At 28.3% G+C, this 16,794-nt stretch carries 14 protein-coding genes and 2 riboswitches; of the genes, 12 read left to right on the top strand and 2 right to left on the bottom strand.

Features of this window, described 5'->3' with window-relative positions; genetic code table 11:
* Nucleotides 1–15: 15 nt before the first annotated feature.
* Nucleotides 16–534, top strand: a complete 519-nt coding sequence (locus tag TEGL_RS15265; RefSeq protein WP_018589943.1) for a GNAT family N-acetyltransferase — start codon at nucleotides 16–18, stop codon at nucleotides 532–534.
* Nucleotides 535–650: 116 nt separating this feature from the next.
* Nucleotides 651–736, top strand: a riboswitch (cyclic di-GMP riboswitch).
* 291 nt (nucleotides 737–1,027) lie between these two features.
* Here the strand turns inward: TEGL_RS15265 and TEGL_RS15260 are convergent.
* On the bottom strand, nucleotides 1,028–1,654 hold the full coding sequence (locus TEGL_RS15260; RefSeq protein ID WP_018589942.1) for a peptidylprolyl isomerase: 627 nt from the start codon (nucleotides 1,652–1,654) through the stop codon (nucleotides 1,028–1,030).
* A gap of 550 nt (nucleotides 1,655–2,204) precedes the next feature.
* Here TEGL_RS15260 and TEGL_RS15255 point away from each other — a divergent pair.
* Entirely contained in the window at nucleotides 2,205–3,557 is a 1,353-nt protein-coding gene (locus TEGL_RS15255; RefSeq protein ID WP_018589941.1) for an MATE family efflux transporter, read from the top strand.
* A gap of 29 nt (nucleotides 3,558–3,586) precedes the next feature.
* Here TEGL_RS15255 and TEGL_RS15250 read toward each other — a convergent pair whose 3' ends face one another.
* Nucleotides 3,587–5,365 (bottom strand): GH25 family lysozyme, encoded by a 1,779-nt coding sequence (locus TEGL_RS15250; RefSeq protein WP_018589940.1) that lies wholly within the window; start codon nucleotides 5,363–5,365, stop codon nucleotides 3,587–3,589.
* Nucleotides 5,366–5,546: 181 nt separating this feature from the next.
* Here TEGL_RS15250 and ade point away from each other — a divergent pair, with 181 nt between their 5' ends.
* The 10 genes from ade (at nucleotide 5,547) to TEGL_RS15200 (ending at nucleotide 16,557) form a co-directional block, all read left to right on the top strand.
* Nucleotides 5,547–7,286 carry an adenine deaminase gene (gene ade, locus TEGL_RS15245; protein ID WP_018589939.1) on the top strand — a complete coding sequence of 580 codons (1,740 nt, stop codon included), beginning with the start codon at nucleotides 5,547–5,549 and terminating at the stop codon, nucleotides 7,284–7,286.
* A gap of 298 nt (nucleotides 7,287–7,584) precedes the next feature.
* Complete coding sequence (locus tag TEGL_RS15240) at nucleotides 7,585–8,901, top strand: amidohydrolase (protein ID WP_018589938.1); 1,317 nt, start codon at nucleotides 7,585–7,587, stop codon at nucleotides 8,899–8,901.
* A 3-nt stretch (nucleotides 8,902–8,904) separates the two neighbouring features.
* Nucleotides 8,905–10,017, top strand: coding sequence for a BMP family ABC transporter substrate-binding protein (locus tag TEGL_RS15235; RefSeq protein WP_018589937.1), 1,113 nt, complete (start codon nucleotides 8,905–8,907; stop codon nucleotides 10,015–10,017).
* A 76-nt stretch (nucleotides 10,018–10,093) separates the two neighbouring features.
* Complete coding sequence (locus TEGL_RS15230) at nucleotides 10,094–11,647, top strand: ABC transporter ATP-binding protein (RefSeq protein WP_018589936.1); 1,554 nt, start codon at nucleotides 10,094–10,096, stop codon at nucleotides 11,645–11,647.
* On the top strand, nucleotides 11,640–12,728 hold the full coding sequence (locus tag TEGL_RS15225) for an ABC transporter permease (protein ID WP_018589935.1): 1,089 nt from the start codon (nucleotides 11,640–11,642) through the stop codon (nucleotides 12,726–12,728). The genes TEGL_RS15230 and TEGL_RS15225 overlap by 8 nt, the downstream gene beginning before the upstream one ends.
* A complete protein-coding gene (locus TEGL_RS15220) occupies nucleotides 12,728–13,645 on the top strand; it encodes an ABC transporter permease (RefSeq protein ID WP_018589934.1) in 918 nt (305 codons plus the stop codon). Before TEGL_RS15225 ends, TEGL_RS15220 begins: the two co-directional genes overlap by 1 nt.
* 107 nt (nucleotides 13,646–13,752) lie before the next feature.
* A complete protein-coding gene (locus TEGL_RS15215) occupies nucleotides 13,753–14,148 on the top strand; it encodes a VOC family protein (protein ID WP_018589933.1) in 396 nt (131 codons plus the stop codon).
* Nucleotides 14,149–14,468: 320 nt separating this feature from the next.
* On the top strand, nucleotides 14,469–15,254 hold the full coding sequence (locus tag TEGL_RS15210; RefSeq protein ID WP_018589932.1) for an amino acid ABC transporter substrate-binding protein: 786 nt from the start codon (nucleotides 14,469–14,471) through the stop codon (nucleotides 15,252–15,254).
* Nucleotides 15,255–15,294: 40 nt separating this feature from the next.
* A complete protein-coding gene (locus TEGL_RS15205; protein WP_018589931.1) occupies nucleotides 15,295–15,906 on the top strand; it encodes an amino acid ABC transporter permease in 612 nt (203 codons plus the stop codon).
* A gap of 18 nt (nucleotides 15,907–15,924) precedes the next feature.
* Nucleotides 15,925–16,557 carry an amino acid ABC transporter ATP-binding protein gene (locus tag TEGL_RS15200; RefSeq protein WP_018589930.1) on the top strand — a complete coding sequence of 211 codons (633 nt, stop codon included), beginning with the start codon at nucleotides 15,925–15,927 and terminating at the stop codon, nucleotides 16,555–16,557.
* Nucleotides 16,558–16,651: 94 nt separating this feature from the next.
* Nucleotides 16,652–16,757, top strand: a riboswitch (SAM riboswitch).
* The last annotated feature ends 37 nt before the right edge of the window (nucleotides 16,758–16,794 follow it).

The following is a 16,794-nucleotide window of genomic DNA, read 5'->3' as shown; positions in this document are numbered from 1 at the left end:
TATGGAGGTGAATCTATGGAATTCAGAAAGTCAAAAAAATCAGATATAAAGGAAATTATAAATATTATTGAAGAAGCTCAAAACTATTTTAAAGAAAATAATATTGATCAATGGCAAGACGGATATCCAAATGAAGAAAGTATAATTAATGATATTGAAAATGGCGAATCATATGTCTTATTGAAAGATAATAAAATAATTGCAACAGCTTATTTATCTTTCGCTGGAGAACAGGATTATAACATTATATATGATGGAAAGTGGATTAGTAATGAAGATTATGCTGTTGTACATAGAGTTGCAGTTTCTAGCAATATAAAAGGTAATAGAGTAGCTGGTGAATTATTTAAACATATAGAGAAAATTTGCTTAGAAAATAATATAAATAATATTAGAATTGATACTCACAGACATAATAAATCAATGCAAAAATTCTTAAGTAAAAATAAATTTGAGTATTGTGGTGTAATTTATTTAAAAGATAAGTCTGAAAGAATAGCTTTTGAAAAGATATTAAGACAAAAAACTATCTAAAGTATGGATTTAATCATATATGAAAGTTGATTTAAAATAAAAATAAAATAAAACAAAAAAATATAAATAAACGCTAGCATATATGATGTAAAGTGTATATAATTTATAGTGTAATAGCTAAATATTGGCAAATCTAGAGAAATCTAGAGACGCAAAGCTATAGGGGCTAAGGTTAATCACACTATGCCAGCCAGTTGCCGAAGAATAAAAAGTTCTTTGTTATCATAAACGTAAGCTATTTTTATAAAGGTTTATGATATTAGAATGGAATGGCAACTACCCTTGATATGGTAGTTTTTTTATTTTAGGCTTGGTAGTAAAACCCCGTATTTAAACAACCCCATGTTTAAATACACCAAACCCTATATTTAAGTATTGTATAATCCCCATTATACAAATATTTAAATATAACATACCCCATAATTAAAGAAAGACGGTAATTTCACCCCTGAAATTCCGTCTTCTTTTTGTTTAAATTTAAACAAAGTAAATATTATATTTTTTCAGGGTTATCGTATTTTATACCCTTAGTATCAACTTTTATAGATTCTATAATTATATCTTTTTCAGGCTTGTCATTATTTCCTGTTTTTGTATTTTCAATTTCATGTACTATATCAATACCCTTTACAACTTTACCAAAGGCAGCATATTGTCCATCTAAGTGAGGAGAATCTTTAGTCATAATAAAAAATTGACTACCTCCACTATTTTTATTTTGGCTTCTTGCCATAGATAAAACACCTTCTGTATGTTTTAAATCATTTTTAAATTTATTTTTAGTAAATTCACCTTTAATACTATATCCAGGACCACCTGAACCATTACCATTAGGATCTCCACCTTGTATCATGAAGTCTTTTATTACTCTATGGAAAGTAAGGCCATCATAAAAACCACTATTAGCTAATGAGATAAAGTTATTTACTGTATTTGGAGCTATATGAGGATAAAGTTCAGCTTCGATAGTTCCATAGTTTTTGATAACTATAGTTGCTATAGGAAGTTCTTTTGGAGGAGTTCTAACTTCATCATTTATTTCTCCTTGAGAACATCCTACAAGAGCTATTGCTCCTGCTAAAAAGCTTGCTAGAATTCCTTTTTTTCTTTTCTCAGTCATAAATTACCACCTTTTATTTTTTATTATAATTATTTATTATATCATAAATAGAAATCAATAGTTTTAAATGAGTCAAAAAGTGATATTTTATACATAGCTACAAATCTAATACATAGAATTGAATGAATAATAGAAAATAATGAGGGAAAATTAATATTAGAGAAGTATTAAAAACTTCTGATTTATTAGCTCAGTCGGTGGAGCACCTGACTTTTAATCGGATTGTCCCGAGTTCAAGCCTGAGATGGTCCACCAGAAAAAGGTGTATTAATTTTAGTACATCTTTTTTATTTTAAACTGAAAATGATTTCATAAAAAAGCTTAAGATATACTTATTGACCTACAATTTCTTATCTGATATCATTTATAAGATTGAAAAAAATAATGCAGACATTACTAAAGTAATGCTTGCTTTTTTATTTAAGAAGAAATTATAGATTGTTTAATTTATAAATAATTATTAGTTTCGAATATATTATGATGTAACAATAGATGCATAGAATCTCTTGTAACAGTATAGAAAACAAATAAAGATAGGAGAAGTAAATAGATGACTAACGATATGACTCAGGGAAGTCCTTTGAAAATTTTCATATTTTTTTCCATACCTTTATTAATTGGAAATGTGTTTCAACAATTGTATAGCATGGTTGATACAATTATAGTTGGAAGATTTGTAGGAGTAGATGCACTGGCAGCAGTTGGTTCTACTGGATCTATGTTCTTTTTGGTAAATGGTATGATACTAGGTCTAACTAGTGGATTTGGAGTATTGGTTTCTCAAAAATTCGGTGCAAAAGATGAAGTAGGTGTAAAAAAAGCTGTAGCAAGTAATATTACATTAACATTAATTTCAACTCTTTTAATGACAGTAATAGCTTTAATAGTAAAAAATCCTCTTCTTAGAATTATGAATACACCAGAAAATATTTTTGATAATGCAAATAATTATATAACAATAATTTTTGCAGGATTAATAACTCAGGCTCTTTATAATATGGCTGCAGGAATACTTAGAGCTTTAGGGGATAGTAAAACGCCACTGTACTTTTTAATGATTTCATCTATTCTTAATGTTATTTTAGATTTGGTATTTATAATTAATTTTAAAATGGGTGTATCAGGAGCAGCTCATGCTACTAACATTGCACAAGGATTTTCAGCAGTGTTATGCTTAATTTATAGCTATAAAAAGTTCAAAGTATTAAGACTTAAAAAAGAAGATTTTAAAGTTGAGTCGCACTATTATACAAAGCATTTAAAAATTGGTATACCTATGGGGTTACAATTTTCAGTAACAGCTGTCGGAATCATAATAGTTCAAAGCGCTATAAATGTATTTGGATCAACAGTAATAGCATCATATACAGCATCATCAAAGGTGCTTCAACTTGTTATGCAACCATCAATTTCATTTGGGGTGACAATAGCAACTTATGCAGGACAAAACTTAGGTGCTGGTAGGTTTGATAGAATTAAAAATGGTATGAAGATAATGAATAAAGTATCAATAGTTACTAGCTTAATAGCAGGTGTTGTTCTTATATTCCTTGGGAGATATTTTGTAACTTTATTTATGGAAAATCCAACACCTGAAATATTTAGCTATGCTCAACAAGTATTTAATTACTCTGCAGTATTCTTTATACCACTAGGATTTATATTTGTATATAGAAATGTACTTCAAGGTATGGGAGAATCTTTTGTACCTATGATGGCAGGCGTTTATGAGCTAGTGGCAAGAAGTATAGTGGCATTTACACTGCCAAAGTTTATAGGATTCACAGGTATTTGTTTATCAGATCCTGTAGCTTGGATAGCAGCTGCTGTACCACTTATGATAACTTATTATAGAAAAATGAAAAAAATAGAAAATAAAAATAAAGAAGGTACTGCTGAATAAGCAATACCTTCTTTATTTTTATGATTTAATTATTTAGCAGAAATGGATTTTATAGAACTATAAGAGCTATAAACTTTCTTGCTATTTACTATTTTGTATGCTCTTACTTTATAGTAATAAGTTTTATTTTTAGTTAGATTTTTACTAGTATAACTTAAGTTGCTTGTAGTTATCTTTGAATACTTTCCTTTTTTACTAGTTGATCTATAAAGCTCATAGCCTTTAGCTCCAGAAATTTTTTTCCAAGAAACTTTTATACTTTTACTTTTTGGAGTTGATAATTTTACTGAAGGTGTAGATAAATTTGTTTCTCCGTTTGCTATGTTTGAATAGTAGCCATAGTATTTTTCTTTCTTTGAAGTTTTAAATGATTTTATTTTATAATAATATTTCTTATTACTAGATAAACTTGAGTCAGTATAACTTAAAGTAGAATTTTTAGTAATATCTTTTATTTTAGTGTAGGTACCATTTTTACTAGTAGATCTATAAATTCTATATCCATCTGCATTTGAAACTTTTGACCAACTTAATTTTATACTTGAAGAAGTAGTGTTTGAAATTTTAGTGTTGGTTACAGTTTTAGGAACAATTTTAAAGGTGATTTTTTTTGTTCCTGTGTAATTACCCTTACATTTTATAGTGGCAGTTGCAGTTCCTATAGATGTATTATCTCCAAATGATGCAGTATAATCTTTGTTTTTTACTAAGGCTTTATTATTGTACTTTATGCTTATATTGGGTGATATTTTACTGCCTGTATATTTTTGATTTGAAATAGAATCTATAGTAGTTTTTGAAATGTTTATAGGATTACTTTTATAGTAGTAGTTTAAGTCTACATTACCACTTATACCATCGACTTTTCCGCTTTGACTATATTGCCACATGATATATTTACCCCAATAATTGCATTTATCACTATATTGAGCTATCCAAAAATCGTAAGAATTTCTTAGATTATCACTAAGATAAAATTTTGATACGGTTTTGTTTGTATATATACCACATTTGTATCCATTTGATTTTAATTTAGACAAAAATGTTTCACAAATATTAGATACTGAACTAAGACTAAGATTAACTTTATTATCTTGTGCGGATTTTATAGTATATTCTTCATAGTCAAAGAAAACAGGAAAAGATAATTCATTTTTGTAAGGTGAAATTACTTCCATGCATTTTTGAGCTTCATCTTTTACACTATTAACTGTATAAGCATTGGAAAACCAATAAATACCAACTTCTATTCCGGCATTTAAAGCACCTTCTATATTTGATTTAAACTTAATGTCTTTTTTAGTCCCGCTTCCAGCACGAATAATAGCAAATTTAACACCAGAATTTTTTACTTTTTTCCAGTCAATATCTCCTTGATGATAACTTACATCTATTCCTTTTATGGCAGTACTATTACTAGGTTGATAAGGCTTGTCTTCATTTGATAACTTAACATAATTATGATCAGCAGAAACGTATCCATAACCATTAGAGTAAGATATTTTATACCATGGGTCTGTTACAACATTAGTATAAGATTTACTATCTTTGTCATAGATTTTAGTGATTTTTGCAACACTGTCTATTATGTTTACTGATTTTCCGTGATCTATAGTTCCTATTATTTTGGAAGATGTGGAAGGCTTGGATCTAACATTTAATTTGTCAGGTGCAGATGTAACATGAACATATCCTTTAGCAAGTATAGAATTCTCTGCGGCAAAAGTATAACTTGAATTTTGAAAGCTAAAAAAACAAATTATACTAGCTAGAAAAATAGCTGAAAATTTTTTTATTAAATTCCTCATAAATTTATCCCCTTGTTATAAAATTACATAGTTTTGTAAATATGTATAAATATATTATATATGAATAAATACTTAAGAGAAATAATTGTATTAAAAAAAATATTTTAATAAAAAAACTTGACTATGAAGATAAATGTGATATTATAGGATTTAAAAAATATTTGATAGTTGGGAGAGTATTATGTACATTAGTGAATTAATAGACAGATCAATGAAAAATAAAAATCCAGATTTAGTATTAAGAAATGCAAATATAGTTAATGTATTTACACATGAAATTGTAACTGGAGATGTGGCAGTACATGATGGGATAATAGTAGGAATTGGAGAATATACAGGAGACACTAATATAGACTTAAAAGGGAAATATATAGCACCGGGCCTTATAGATTCCCACGTTCATATTGAGTCATCTATGCTATCACCAGGTGAGTTTTCAAAAGTTATAGTACCAAGAGGAACTACAACAATAATAACAGATCCCCACGAAATAGCTAATGTTTGTGGTCTTGATGGAATAGAATATATATTAAATTCAAGTGAAGAATTACCTTTAAATACATATGTGATGTTACCATCATGTGTGCCAGCAACTAATTTTGAAAATTCAGGAGCAGTTCTTAAAGCTAATGATTTGGAAAAATATATAAATCATCCAAGAGTTTTAGGTTTAGGTGAGATGATGAATTATCCTGGGGTAATATATAAAGATAAAGATGTAATGGACAAGCTAAATTTAGCTTACAAAAACAAAAAAAGAGTAGATGGCCATGCTCCTCGTATAAAAGGAGAAGGCTTAAATGCATATGTTTTAAGCGGAGTAAATACAGATCATGAATGTACAACAAAAGAAGAAATGCTGGAAAAATTAAGACTAGGCATGTATGTTATGATAAGGGAAGGTTCAGCAACTAAAGACCTTAAAAACCTTATAAATGGTGTTAATCAATATAACTATCAAAGAATTTTATTATGTACGGATGACAAACACCCAGAAGATTTATTAAAAGAAGGTCATATAGACTATAATGTTAAATTAGCAATAAAAAATGGAATAGACCCTATAATAGCAATACAAATGGCAACTATAAATCCAGCTAACTGTTATAATTTAAAAGATATTGGGGCTATAGCTCCAGGATATAAGGCGGATATAATAGTATTTGATGACTTAGAAAACTTTAATATAGAAGAAGTTTATAAGGATGGCAAATTAGTGGGGAAAGAAAAAATGCCTTTATTTACAACTAAGGAAAATGACTTTTCAAAAGTATTAAAAACTGTTCATATTTCTAAAATTGATAAAGAAGACATACAAATATATTTTGAAAAGGAAAGAGGAGAAGAAGTAGTAAATATTATTTCATTAAAGCCTCATAGCTTGATAACTGAAAAATCAAAGGCTAAGGTTAATATTGTTCATAATAAGTTTGAATATGATAATGAAAAAGATATATTAAAGTTAGCAGTAATAGAAAGACATAAAAATACAGGAAATATAGGTATAGGATTAGTAGAAAACTTTAAATTGAAAAATGGAGCCATAGCAACAACAATATCACATGATTCACACAATATTATAGTTGTGGGTGATAATGATGAAGATATAGTAAATGCTGTGAACACAGTTATAAGTATGGATGGAGGAATAGCAATTTCATCTTTTAATAAGATTTTAGGAACCTTGTCTTTAAATATAGGTGGATTAATGAGTAATAAAAGTATAGAGTATGTGGACTGTAAATTTAGTAAATTAGTAGATGTAGCTTATAATTCGTTAAAGGTTAGCAAAGATATAGATCCATTCTTGACTTTGGCATTTTTAGCGCTACCAGTAATACCTAATATAAAACTTACAGATAAAGGATTATTTGATGTGGAAAATTTTGAGTTTATGAATATAAGCTGCAAAATGAATTAATATAAAATAAACACGAACGAATAAAAAAATAAAAAAATAAAATTCGAGTAAAAAATGAAAAAATAAGGAATCTGACTAATTATCAGGTTCTTTTTTGTTGGATTTTATAAGTGTTAGTTTATTGAATGTTCGAAAGATAACCTTTGCAATGGTGGGAAGTGTAAAAAATAAGAAAATAATAAGAAAATAATAGAAAAAACACGAATTATATTGAAAATCAATTGAAACATGATATAATGAAAACATAAAACGAACTAAACGAAAATGAAAAAAATAATAGTTCGTGTTGAGGTGTGTTATGGATAAAATAATTTGGAATGTAATAAATTCAATAAAAAATGAAATGATTAATTTAGGTGAAGACATATTTAAAAATCCTGAACTTGGTTTTAAAGAGTTCGAAACTAATAAATTAATTTGCAAAGCATTTGATAAGTATAATATTGATTATAAAAATGATATAGCTATAACAGGAATCAAATCTACGTTAGATTCTGGTAAAGAAGGCCCTCATATATGCCTTTTATGTGAAATAGATTCTGTTCCTAGTACAGATCATAAGTATTTAGGTAAAAAAGATAAATGTGCTCACTCATGTGGTCATTATGCTCAAATAGGTATAATACTAGGTACATTTATTGCGATAAAAGAATCTAAAATTTTAAATGAATTAGGTGGGAAAATTTCATTTATAGCAACACCTGCAGAAGAATACTGTGATTTCAATTATCGTGAAAATTTAATTGAAGATAATAAAATATCTTATATGTCAGGTAAGCAAGAGATGGTAAGGCTAAATACATTTAATGATATTGATTTAATAATATCATGCCACTCTATGCCGCCTAATGATAAATATTATACAGAGATAAATTCTAGTCTAAATGGATTTTTAGGTAAAAAAATTACTTTTAAAGGAGTTGCATCTCATGCAGGTCTTAATCCATGGGATGGAGTAAATGCACTAAATGCAGCAAATGTAGCATTAAATGCAATAGCTTATTTAAGAGAAACGTTTAAAGAAGAGGATACAGTAAGGGTTCATTATGTAATAAGTGAAGGTGGAGCAAGTGTTAATAGTGTTCCAGAGAAAGTAGTATTAGATATGTACATAAGAGCAAAGACTTTAGATGCAATAATGGATGTGGATACTAAAGTAAATAGAGCAATAAAAGGTGGAGCATTGGCACTTGGAGCTCAAGTTAAGATTTCAAATACAGGAGGATATTTACCTCTTACACAAGATGAGAATCTTACAGAAGTATTAAAGCACAATATGTTAAAGTTTATAGGTGAAGATAAAATTCTTAAAGATTGCCACTCTTTTGCCAGCGGAGATATAGGAGATTTATCTTATATAATGCCAACGGTTCAAATAGGAGTTTCAGGATTTGCTGGAAGAATTCATGGTAACGATTTTAGAACAAAAGATAAATATTTAGCCTATGAATTACCAATGAAATACCTTACATCATCAGTTATAGATTTGTTAAAAGATGAGGGTAAAAAAACAAAAGAAATATTATCGAAGTTCGAGCAGAAGCTTAACTTTGATCAATATATAGAATTATTAAATGATACAAACAATACACAAGTTTATAACTGGGAGGATTAGTAAATGTTTAAGAAAAAAATATTATCAACGCTATTAGCAATAGGATTAAGTGCTACTTTTTTAGTAGGATGTGGTGCAGGAGGAGAAGATACAGCTTCTGATTCTGATAAAGTAAGCGTTAAGTTATTAGTAACAGGTGCCTTAGGAGATAAAGGGATAAATGATTCAGCTAATGCTGGAGCGGAAAAGATAGAAAAACAATTTGGTGATAAGGTTGATGTTGAAGTTGTAGAAATGGGATTTGATCAAACTAAGTTTGAGCCAGCTTTAATAGATGCATCAGAATCAGATGCTGATGTTATAATAACTGGTGGTTGGGATATGAAAGAGCATGTTGAAAATACTGCAGAACTTTATCCAAAGAAGAAATTCTTAGTATATGATACAGATGTAAATTATGATGAATATAATTTAGAAAATGTATATTCAATGACATATAAGCAAAATGAAGCAGGATTCTTAGCTGGTACTTTAGCAGCTTTAGTTACTACAAGCGATATGGAACTTGCTAATAAAGAAAAAGTTGTAGGGTTTGTGGGAGCTAGAGATACATCAGCAGTTATAAATGACTTCTTAGTAGGGTATATAGAAGGAGCTAAGTTTGTAGATAAGGATATGAAGATTGAAGTGGCTTATGTAGGTTCTTTTACGGATACAGCAAAAGCTAAAGAATTAACATTAGCGCAATATTCAAACGGAGCGGATGTAGTATTTACAGCTGCTGGGCCAGCTTCAGCAGGATCAGTAGAAGCAGCTAGAGATTCTAAAAAATATGTTATAGGTGTAGATAGTGACCAAGCTTTAGCTTATGAAGGAAAAGAAGAACAAAAATATATAATATCATCAGCATTAAAAAGAGTAGACAACTCATTAGTTTTAACTATGGAATCTTTCTTAGATAATGCATTAGAATTTAATAGCCATAGTGTTTTAGGAGCTAAAGAAGGAGTTGTAGAATTAGCTGAAAATGATATATATAATTCTACTATAAGTGAAGAAATAAGAAATAAAGTCGCTGAAATATCTAAAGAATTAAAAGATGGTAAAATAGAGGTTAAATCTGCAATAGGTATGAAAGAATCTAAATTAAAAGAAATAATAAATTCAGCTAAATAAAATCTATTAACTAAAAATAAGGGTGTATCAAAAATGTTACTCCCTTATTAAATATTAGAGATCAGGAGTGTGTTAAATGACAAAAGAAATATTAAAAGTAAGCAATTTAACAAAAGTATATCCTGGAGGTATAGTTGCAAACTACAATGTAAGTATTGCTATAAATGAAGGCGAAATTCATGCACTTATAGGTGAAAATGGTGCAGGAAAATCAACTTTAATGAAAATGTTATTTGGAATGATGCCGCAAACTAGTGGTGATATATATGTAAATGGAGAAATCGTAAATTTTTCTTCATCTAAACAAGCCTTAGAAAAAGGTATAGGTATGGTGCATCAGCATTTTATGTTGGTGCCTTCTTTAAGTGTGGCAGAAAACTTAATTTTAGGTCATGAAACTTCGAAATCAGGATTTATAAATATAGAAGAAGCCATAAAACAGACAGAAGAAATTTCAACGAAATATAATTTAAAAGTTGATGCAAGAGCTAAGGTAAAAGACATTTCAATAGCAATGAAACAAAAACTAGAAATATTAAAAGCATTATATAGAGGTGCAAAAATATTAATTCTAGATGAACCAACTGCAGTACTTACACCACAAGAGATAGAAGAGTTATTTAAACAATTAAAATTACTAAAAAAAGAAGGATACACAATAATATTTATATCTCATAAACTTCATGAAATAAAAGAACTTTGTGATAGATTAACAGTTTTAAGAGATGGTAGAACCATGGGAACTTACTCAGTTAGTGAGCTTTCTGAACAAGAAATATCTAAATTAATGGTAGGTCGTGATGTTGATTTAAATATTGAAAAAACAGAGGGTAAATTTAAAAATACAGTTTTGAAAATTGATAATTTAACAGTTAAAAATCAATTTAAGAATGTGGTAGTAGATAATATGAGCTTTACAGTAAGAGAAGGACAAATATTAGGAGTTGCAGGTATAGAAGGAAACGGACAATCAGAACTTGTAAATGCCATAATAGGAACTATTGATATAGTAAGTGGGAAAATATCGTTAAAAGATAAAGATATTACAAAAGAATCTATATTAAAAAGACAAGAAATGGGAATATCTCATGTATCTGAAGATAGATTATATTTTGGTAGTGCTCCAAATCTTTCAATAGAAGATAATGCTATATCTAAAATATATGCATCAAAAGAATTAAGCAAAAAGGGATTACTAGATTTAAGGAAAGTAAGAGAATTTACAACTAATTTAGTAAAGGAATTTATAGTTAAACATGATAACACAAAACAACCTATAAAAGATTTATCTGGAGGAAATATACAAAAAGTTATAGTAGGACGTGAATTTTTATATGATTCAGATCTTTTAATAGTTAACCAACCAACTCGTGGAATTGACGTTGGAGCCATAGAATTTATAAGACATAAAATATTAGATATGAGAGAAGCTAAAAAAGCTATACTTCTTGTATCATCAGATTTAGGAGAAGTTTTATCTTTAAGTGATAGCATAATTGTTATGCACGAAGGTAAAATAGTAGGTTACATAGAGGATGCTAAAAATGTAACTGAAGAAGAATTAGGTCTTTACATGCTAGGAGTTAAGCATGATAGTGAGGAAGTAATCGGAGGTGCCTATTATGCATAAAGACAAAAAGTTTAATATACTTAAATATTTCGATTTATTAAGATTATTTGCTGCTATATGTATAGCACTTATTATAACAAGTGGAATAATATTTTTAGTTAGTGAAAATCCAGCTAAAGCATTATCTACTTTACTTTTAGGACCAGTAAGTTCAAAAAGATATCTATTCAACGTACTTGAAATGATGGTACCTTTAATGTTTACAGGTTTATCATTAAGTTTAGTTTTTAAATCAGGAAACTTCTCAATGATAACAGATGCATCTTTCTATATGGGAGCTGTTATAGCATCATTTGTAGCTATAATGATACCACTACCAGCTGGAGTTCATCCTATGGTTGCCATAGTTATAGCAGGTTTCATAGGTGGAATTATAGGAAGTATACCGGCATTTTGCAAAGTTAAATACAAAGCAAATGAGCTTGTTACTTCATTAATGCTTAATTATGTATTTTTCTACGCAGGGCTTTATATAATAAATAAATTTTTAGCAGATAGACAGGCTTCAAACTTTGCTTCACTTAAGTTTTTAAGTAGCGCTCAACTTTCTACTATTGTCAGTGGGACAAGACTTCACAGTGGATTTATAATAGCTATTGTAGTTTGTATATTATTATATATTTTCCTAACTCGTACTAAATGGGGCTATGAAATAAGAATAGTAGGTTCCAACCCGGAGTTTGCAAGATACTCAGGAATAAATACTAAAAGATGTATACTTTATACTTCATTTATATCAGGATTTATTGCAGCAATAGGTGGAGCAATAGAAAAATTAGGCATGTATAGACGTTTTCAATGGGCTCAAGCTCCAACATATGCATGGGATGGAGTTATAATATCTATACTTTCATCTAATAACCCAATATTCATACCAGTTGCAGCATTTTTCTTATCGTATGTGCGTGTTGGTGCAGATATAATGTCAAGACAAACAGATGTGCAAAATGAAATAGTTGCTCTGATACAAGGTGTAATAATTCTTTTAGTTACAGCTGAAAGATTCTTATACTTTATAAAACAAAGAAAAGAAAGCCAATTAGCTTTGGCAAATAATGAAAGCAAAGGGGGAGACAAGTAATGGAAGCTCTATTTGACATCTTATTAAAAGATGGTTTCTGGTTTGCTGTTATAAGATCTACAACTCCTATACTTTTAACAACTTTAGGAGCTATGATAGCAGCTCGTGCAGGAGCTAGAAATATAGCCTTAGAAGGTACAATGTTAACGGCGTCATTTGTTGGAGTTGCAGCAAGTCACTTTACACAAAGTGCCTTTGTAGGTTTAGTATTTGCAGTGATTTCAGGAATAATAATGAGTAATATAATTGCTTATTTTGCTCTTAAATTAAAATCAAATATAATAATATCCGGTATATCATTAAACTTAATGGCATCAGGTATGACTGTATTTGGTTTATATTTATTAACAGGAGATAAGGGAGCATCAACCTCTTTAAATTCTTTAGTTTTACCTAATATAAATATACCTATAATAGAAAATATACCGATAGTAGGTAATATATTATCAGGTCACAACATATTAACTTATTTGGCATTAATATTAGTATTACTTGTTTGGATAATGTTCAAATATACAAAATTAGGTCTTAGGATCAAGGCTGTTGGAGAAAGTCCAGAAGCTGCAGAATCTGTAGGTATTAGTGTTAATAGAGTTAAATATATAGCTTTAACAATGAGTGGTGCTTTAGCAGCTCTTGGTGGAGCATTCTTATCTATGGGATATGTAACATTATTCTCAGCAGGCATGACATCAGGAAGAGGATATATTGCATTAGCTACTCAAGCTATGGCAGGATCAAATCCAGTTGTGGGACTTTTAACTTCAAGTTTATTTGGATTTACAGAAAGTATGAGTAACTATTTACAGGGAGGAAAACTTCCAATAGAGTTTGTTCAAATGTTGCCATATCTTGCTATAGTAGTAATTTATGTTATTTATTGTGCCAATAAAACAAAAAAAGAAAATAGTATATAGGAACTTATATAAATAAAAATCTATTATGTTAATTTAAATTTATTTTATTAATGTAATAGATTTTTAAATGTATTGTTAATAAAGAAATATATTTGAGGAGATGCAAAATGATAAATAAAATAGCTAAAGTAACAATATATGTAAATAATCAAGATGAAGCTAAGAAATTCTGGACTGAAAAATTAAACTTTGTAACAAAGATAGATGAAACAGAAAGACCTTTAAGATGGATAGAAGTTGCACCTAAAGAAAGTGAATGGGTAACTATAGTTTTATATGATAAAAACCTTATGAAAACTAAATATCCAAATTCTAATACAGACTACAAAACAGTTATATTAAGCACAGAAGATTTGGATAATGCGTATAAAGAAATGAAAGCTAAAGGTGTTGAAGTTACCCAAATAGTAACAATGCCTTATGCTAAATTATTTACATTTAAAGATCAAGATAATAACGAATATTTACTACGTGAAGATAAATTTAAAATAAAAAATATTTGACAATTCCAAATATTAATATTACTATTAATTACAAATAAAAAAATTAATTTAGACAAATATTAAGAATAGGAGAAATGGTGTTATGAAAAATTCAACAATTATAATAAAATTAAATATACAACTTCATCATCACCATCATAGAACCAAGGGATTGTAAATTATGAAATTTAATTCATAGATACAAGCCCTTTTAGTGCTATTAAAAAGGCTTATATCTATGGTGGAATATATATTATAAATATTAACCACATAGGTATTAGCCTATGTGGTTTTTTTATTGCAATAATAAATAAAAATTAAATTATTAGGAGGAGAAAAAAATGAAAAAGGTATTAAAAAAATTAACAATGGGATTATCAGTTTTAGTAATTATGATAGGGGTAGTAGGGTGTAATAAAAAAGATGTAGGTTCAAATGATAATGAAATAGTAGTAGGATATGATAATACATATTTTCCTATGGGATATTTAGATGACAATGGAAACACAGTGGGTTTTGATGTGGATTTAGCCACAGAAACTTTCAAGATACTAAATATGAATGTGAAATTTCAAAACATAGACTGGTCGATGAAAGAAACTGAATTAAATTCAGGAAATATAGATGCCATATGGAATGGATACTCATTGACCGAAGAGAGAAAAGAAAAAGTTGCTTATACAGATGCATATATGAAAAATAGTCAGCTTATAGTAACTCTAAAAGATTCACCAATTAAAAAGAAAGAGGATTTAAAAGGTAAAATAATAGGAACTCAACAAGGATCTGCGGGTCAAGAAGCTTTAGAAAAAGATACAAAAGTATTAAAAAGCTTAGATGGCTCACCAGTATTATATGATACTTTTGATAAAGTTTTTAGGGATTTGGAAGCAGGACGAATAAATGCAATAGTTGGAGATGAAACTTTAGTTAAATATTATATAAGTAAAAAAGGTGAAGAAAAATATAAGATATTAGATGATAATTTTGGAACAGAAGATTATGTTGTTGCATTTAGAAAAGATGATACTGAGCTTAGAAACAAGGTAAATAAGACAATAAAAAAAATAAAAGAAGATAAAACTTTTGATGAAATTTATAAAAAATGGTTTGGCAAAGCTGATTAAGATATAAAAATTAAGGAAAAAACAAGGAGGAAATTATATAATGCTAGAAGGATTAAAAATTACATTATCAGTGTTTTTTATAACATTGATAATATCAGTACCACTTGGAATTATGATAGCTTTTATAAGATTATCTAAAAATAAAATGATAAGCCAAATGGCAAATATATATATATTAATTATGAGAGGAACACCTTTATTATTACAACTTGTATTTGTATTTTTCGGTCTTCCTTTAATGGGAATAATATTTGACAGATTTGATGCAGTAATCGTAGCATTTTCATTAAACTATGCAGCTTATTTTGCTGAAATATTTAGAGGTGGAATTCAATCTATAGACAAAGGTCAATATGAAGGTGCTTTTGTACTAGGATTTAGTAAATTTGAAATGTACAGAAAAATAATTTTTCCACAAGTCATAAAAAGAGTGTTACCTGCCATGTCAAATGAAGTAATAACTTTAATTAAAGACACTGCTATAGTTTATGCAATAGGGTTAAATGATATATTGAGAATCGCTCAAATAGCACAAAATCAACAGGCAAGTATAGTTCCCTTAATAGAAGCTGGGGCAGTGTATTTAGTTTTAGTTGGAATTTTGACAATTATGTTTAAAAAATTTGAAAACAAGTATGCGTATTATAGATAAAAAGATGGGAGAAAAATTATGTTACAAGTGAAAAATTTAACTAAATCCTTTGGAAATAATAAAGTACTAGATAATATAAATTTTGAAGTAAACAGTGGGGAAGTATGCGTACTTTTAGGAAAATCAGGTGTAGGTAAAACTACGATTCTTAGATGCATAAATGGTCTTGAAGATTTTGATGATGGAGAAATAATATTAGATAATTGTGTAATGAAAGATAAAAATCATATATTAAAAAATAGAAATAAAACAGGAATGGTATTTCAAAATTTTAATTTATTTCCACATATGTCTGTTTTAGAAAATATAATATCAGCTCCAGTAAATGTATTGAAAAAATCTAAAGAAAATGCAATAAAAGAAGCAAAAGAAATTTTGAAAATGGTAGATTTAGAAGAAAAAATAAATGCTTATCCTTATGAATTATCTGGAGGACAATGTCAAAGGGTTGCCATAGCAAGAGCTTGTGCATTAACGCCAAAAATTCTTTGTTTTGACGAACCAACATCAGCACTAGATGTGGATTCAATAGAGAAAGTTTCTCAAATAATAAGAAATTTAAAGTCAAAAGGCATGGCAATTTTGATAATAACTCATGATATAGGATTTGCTAACAAGATAAAAGATAAAATAATAAAAATAGGAAGCTAATATGAAAAATAAATAAAAGTATAAAAATTAAATTATATAATTTACTTTAAAAAAGAATGGTGTTACTATAATTATCAAATTAAAAAATAAATATCTCTTATCTAGAGTGGTGGAGGGACTGGCCCTATGAAACCCGGCAACCAGTATATTTTTATATACATGGTGCTAAATCCTGCAGTATATTTACTGAAAGATAAGTATAAATTCGCTATTAAAACTTGAGTTTATACTCAAGTT

This window comes from Terrisporobacter glycolicus ATCC 14880 = DSM 1288, from assembly GCF_036812735.1.
In the GTDB taxonomy this organism is placed as follows: Bacteria; Bacillota; Clostridia; order Peptostreptococcales; family Peptostreptococcaceae; genus Terrisporobacter; species Terrisporobacter glycolicus.
The sequence above is the reverse complement of the archived record's forward strand: the minus strand, read 5'-3'. Positions and strand labels throughout refer to the sequence as shown.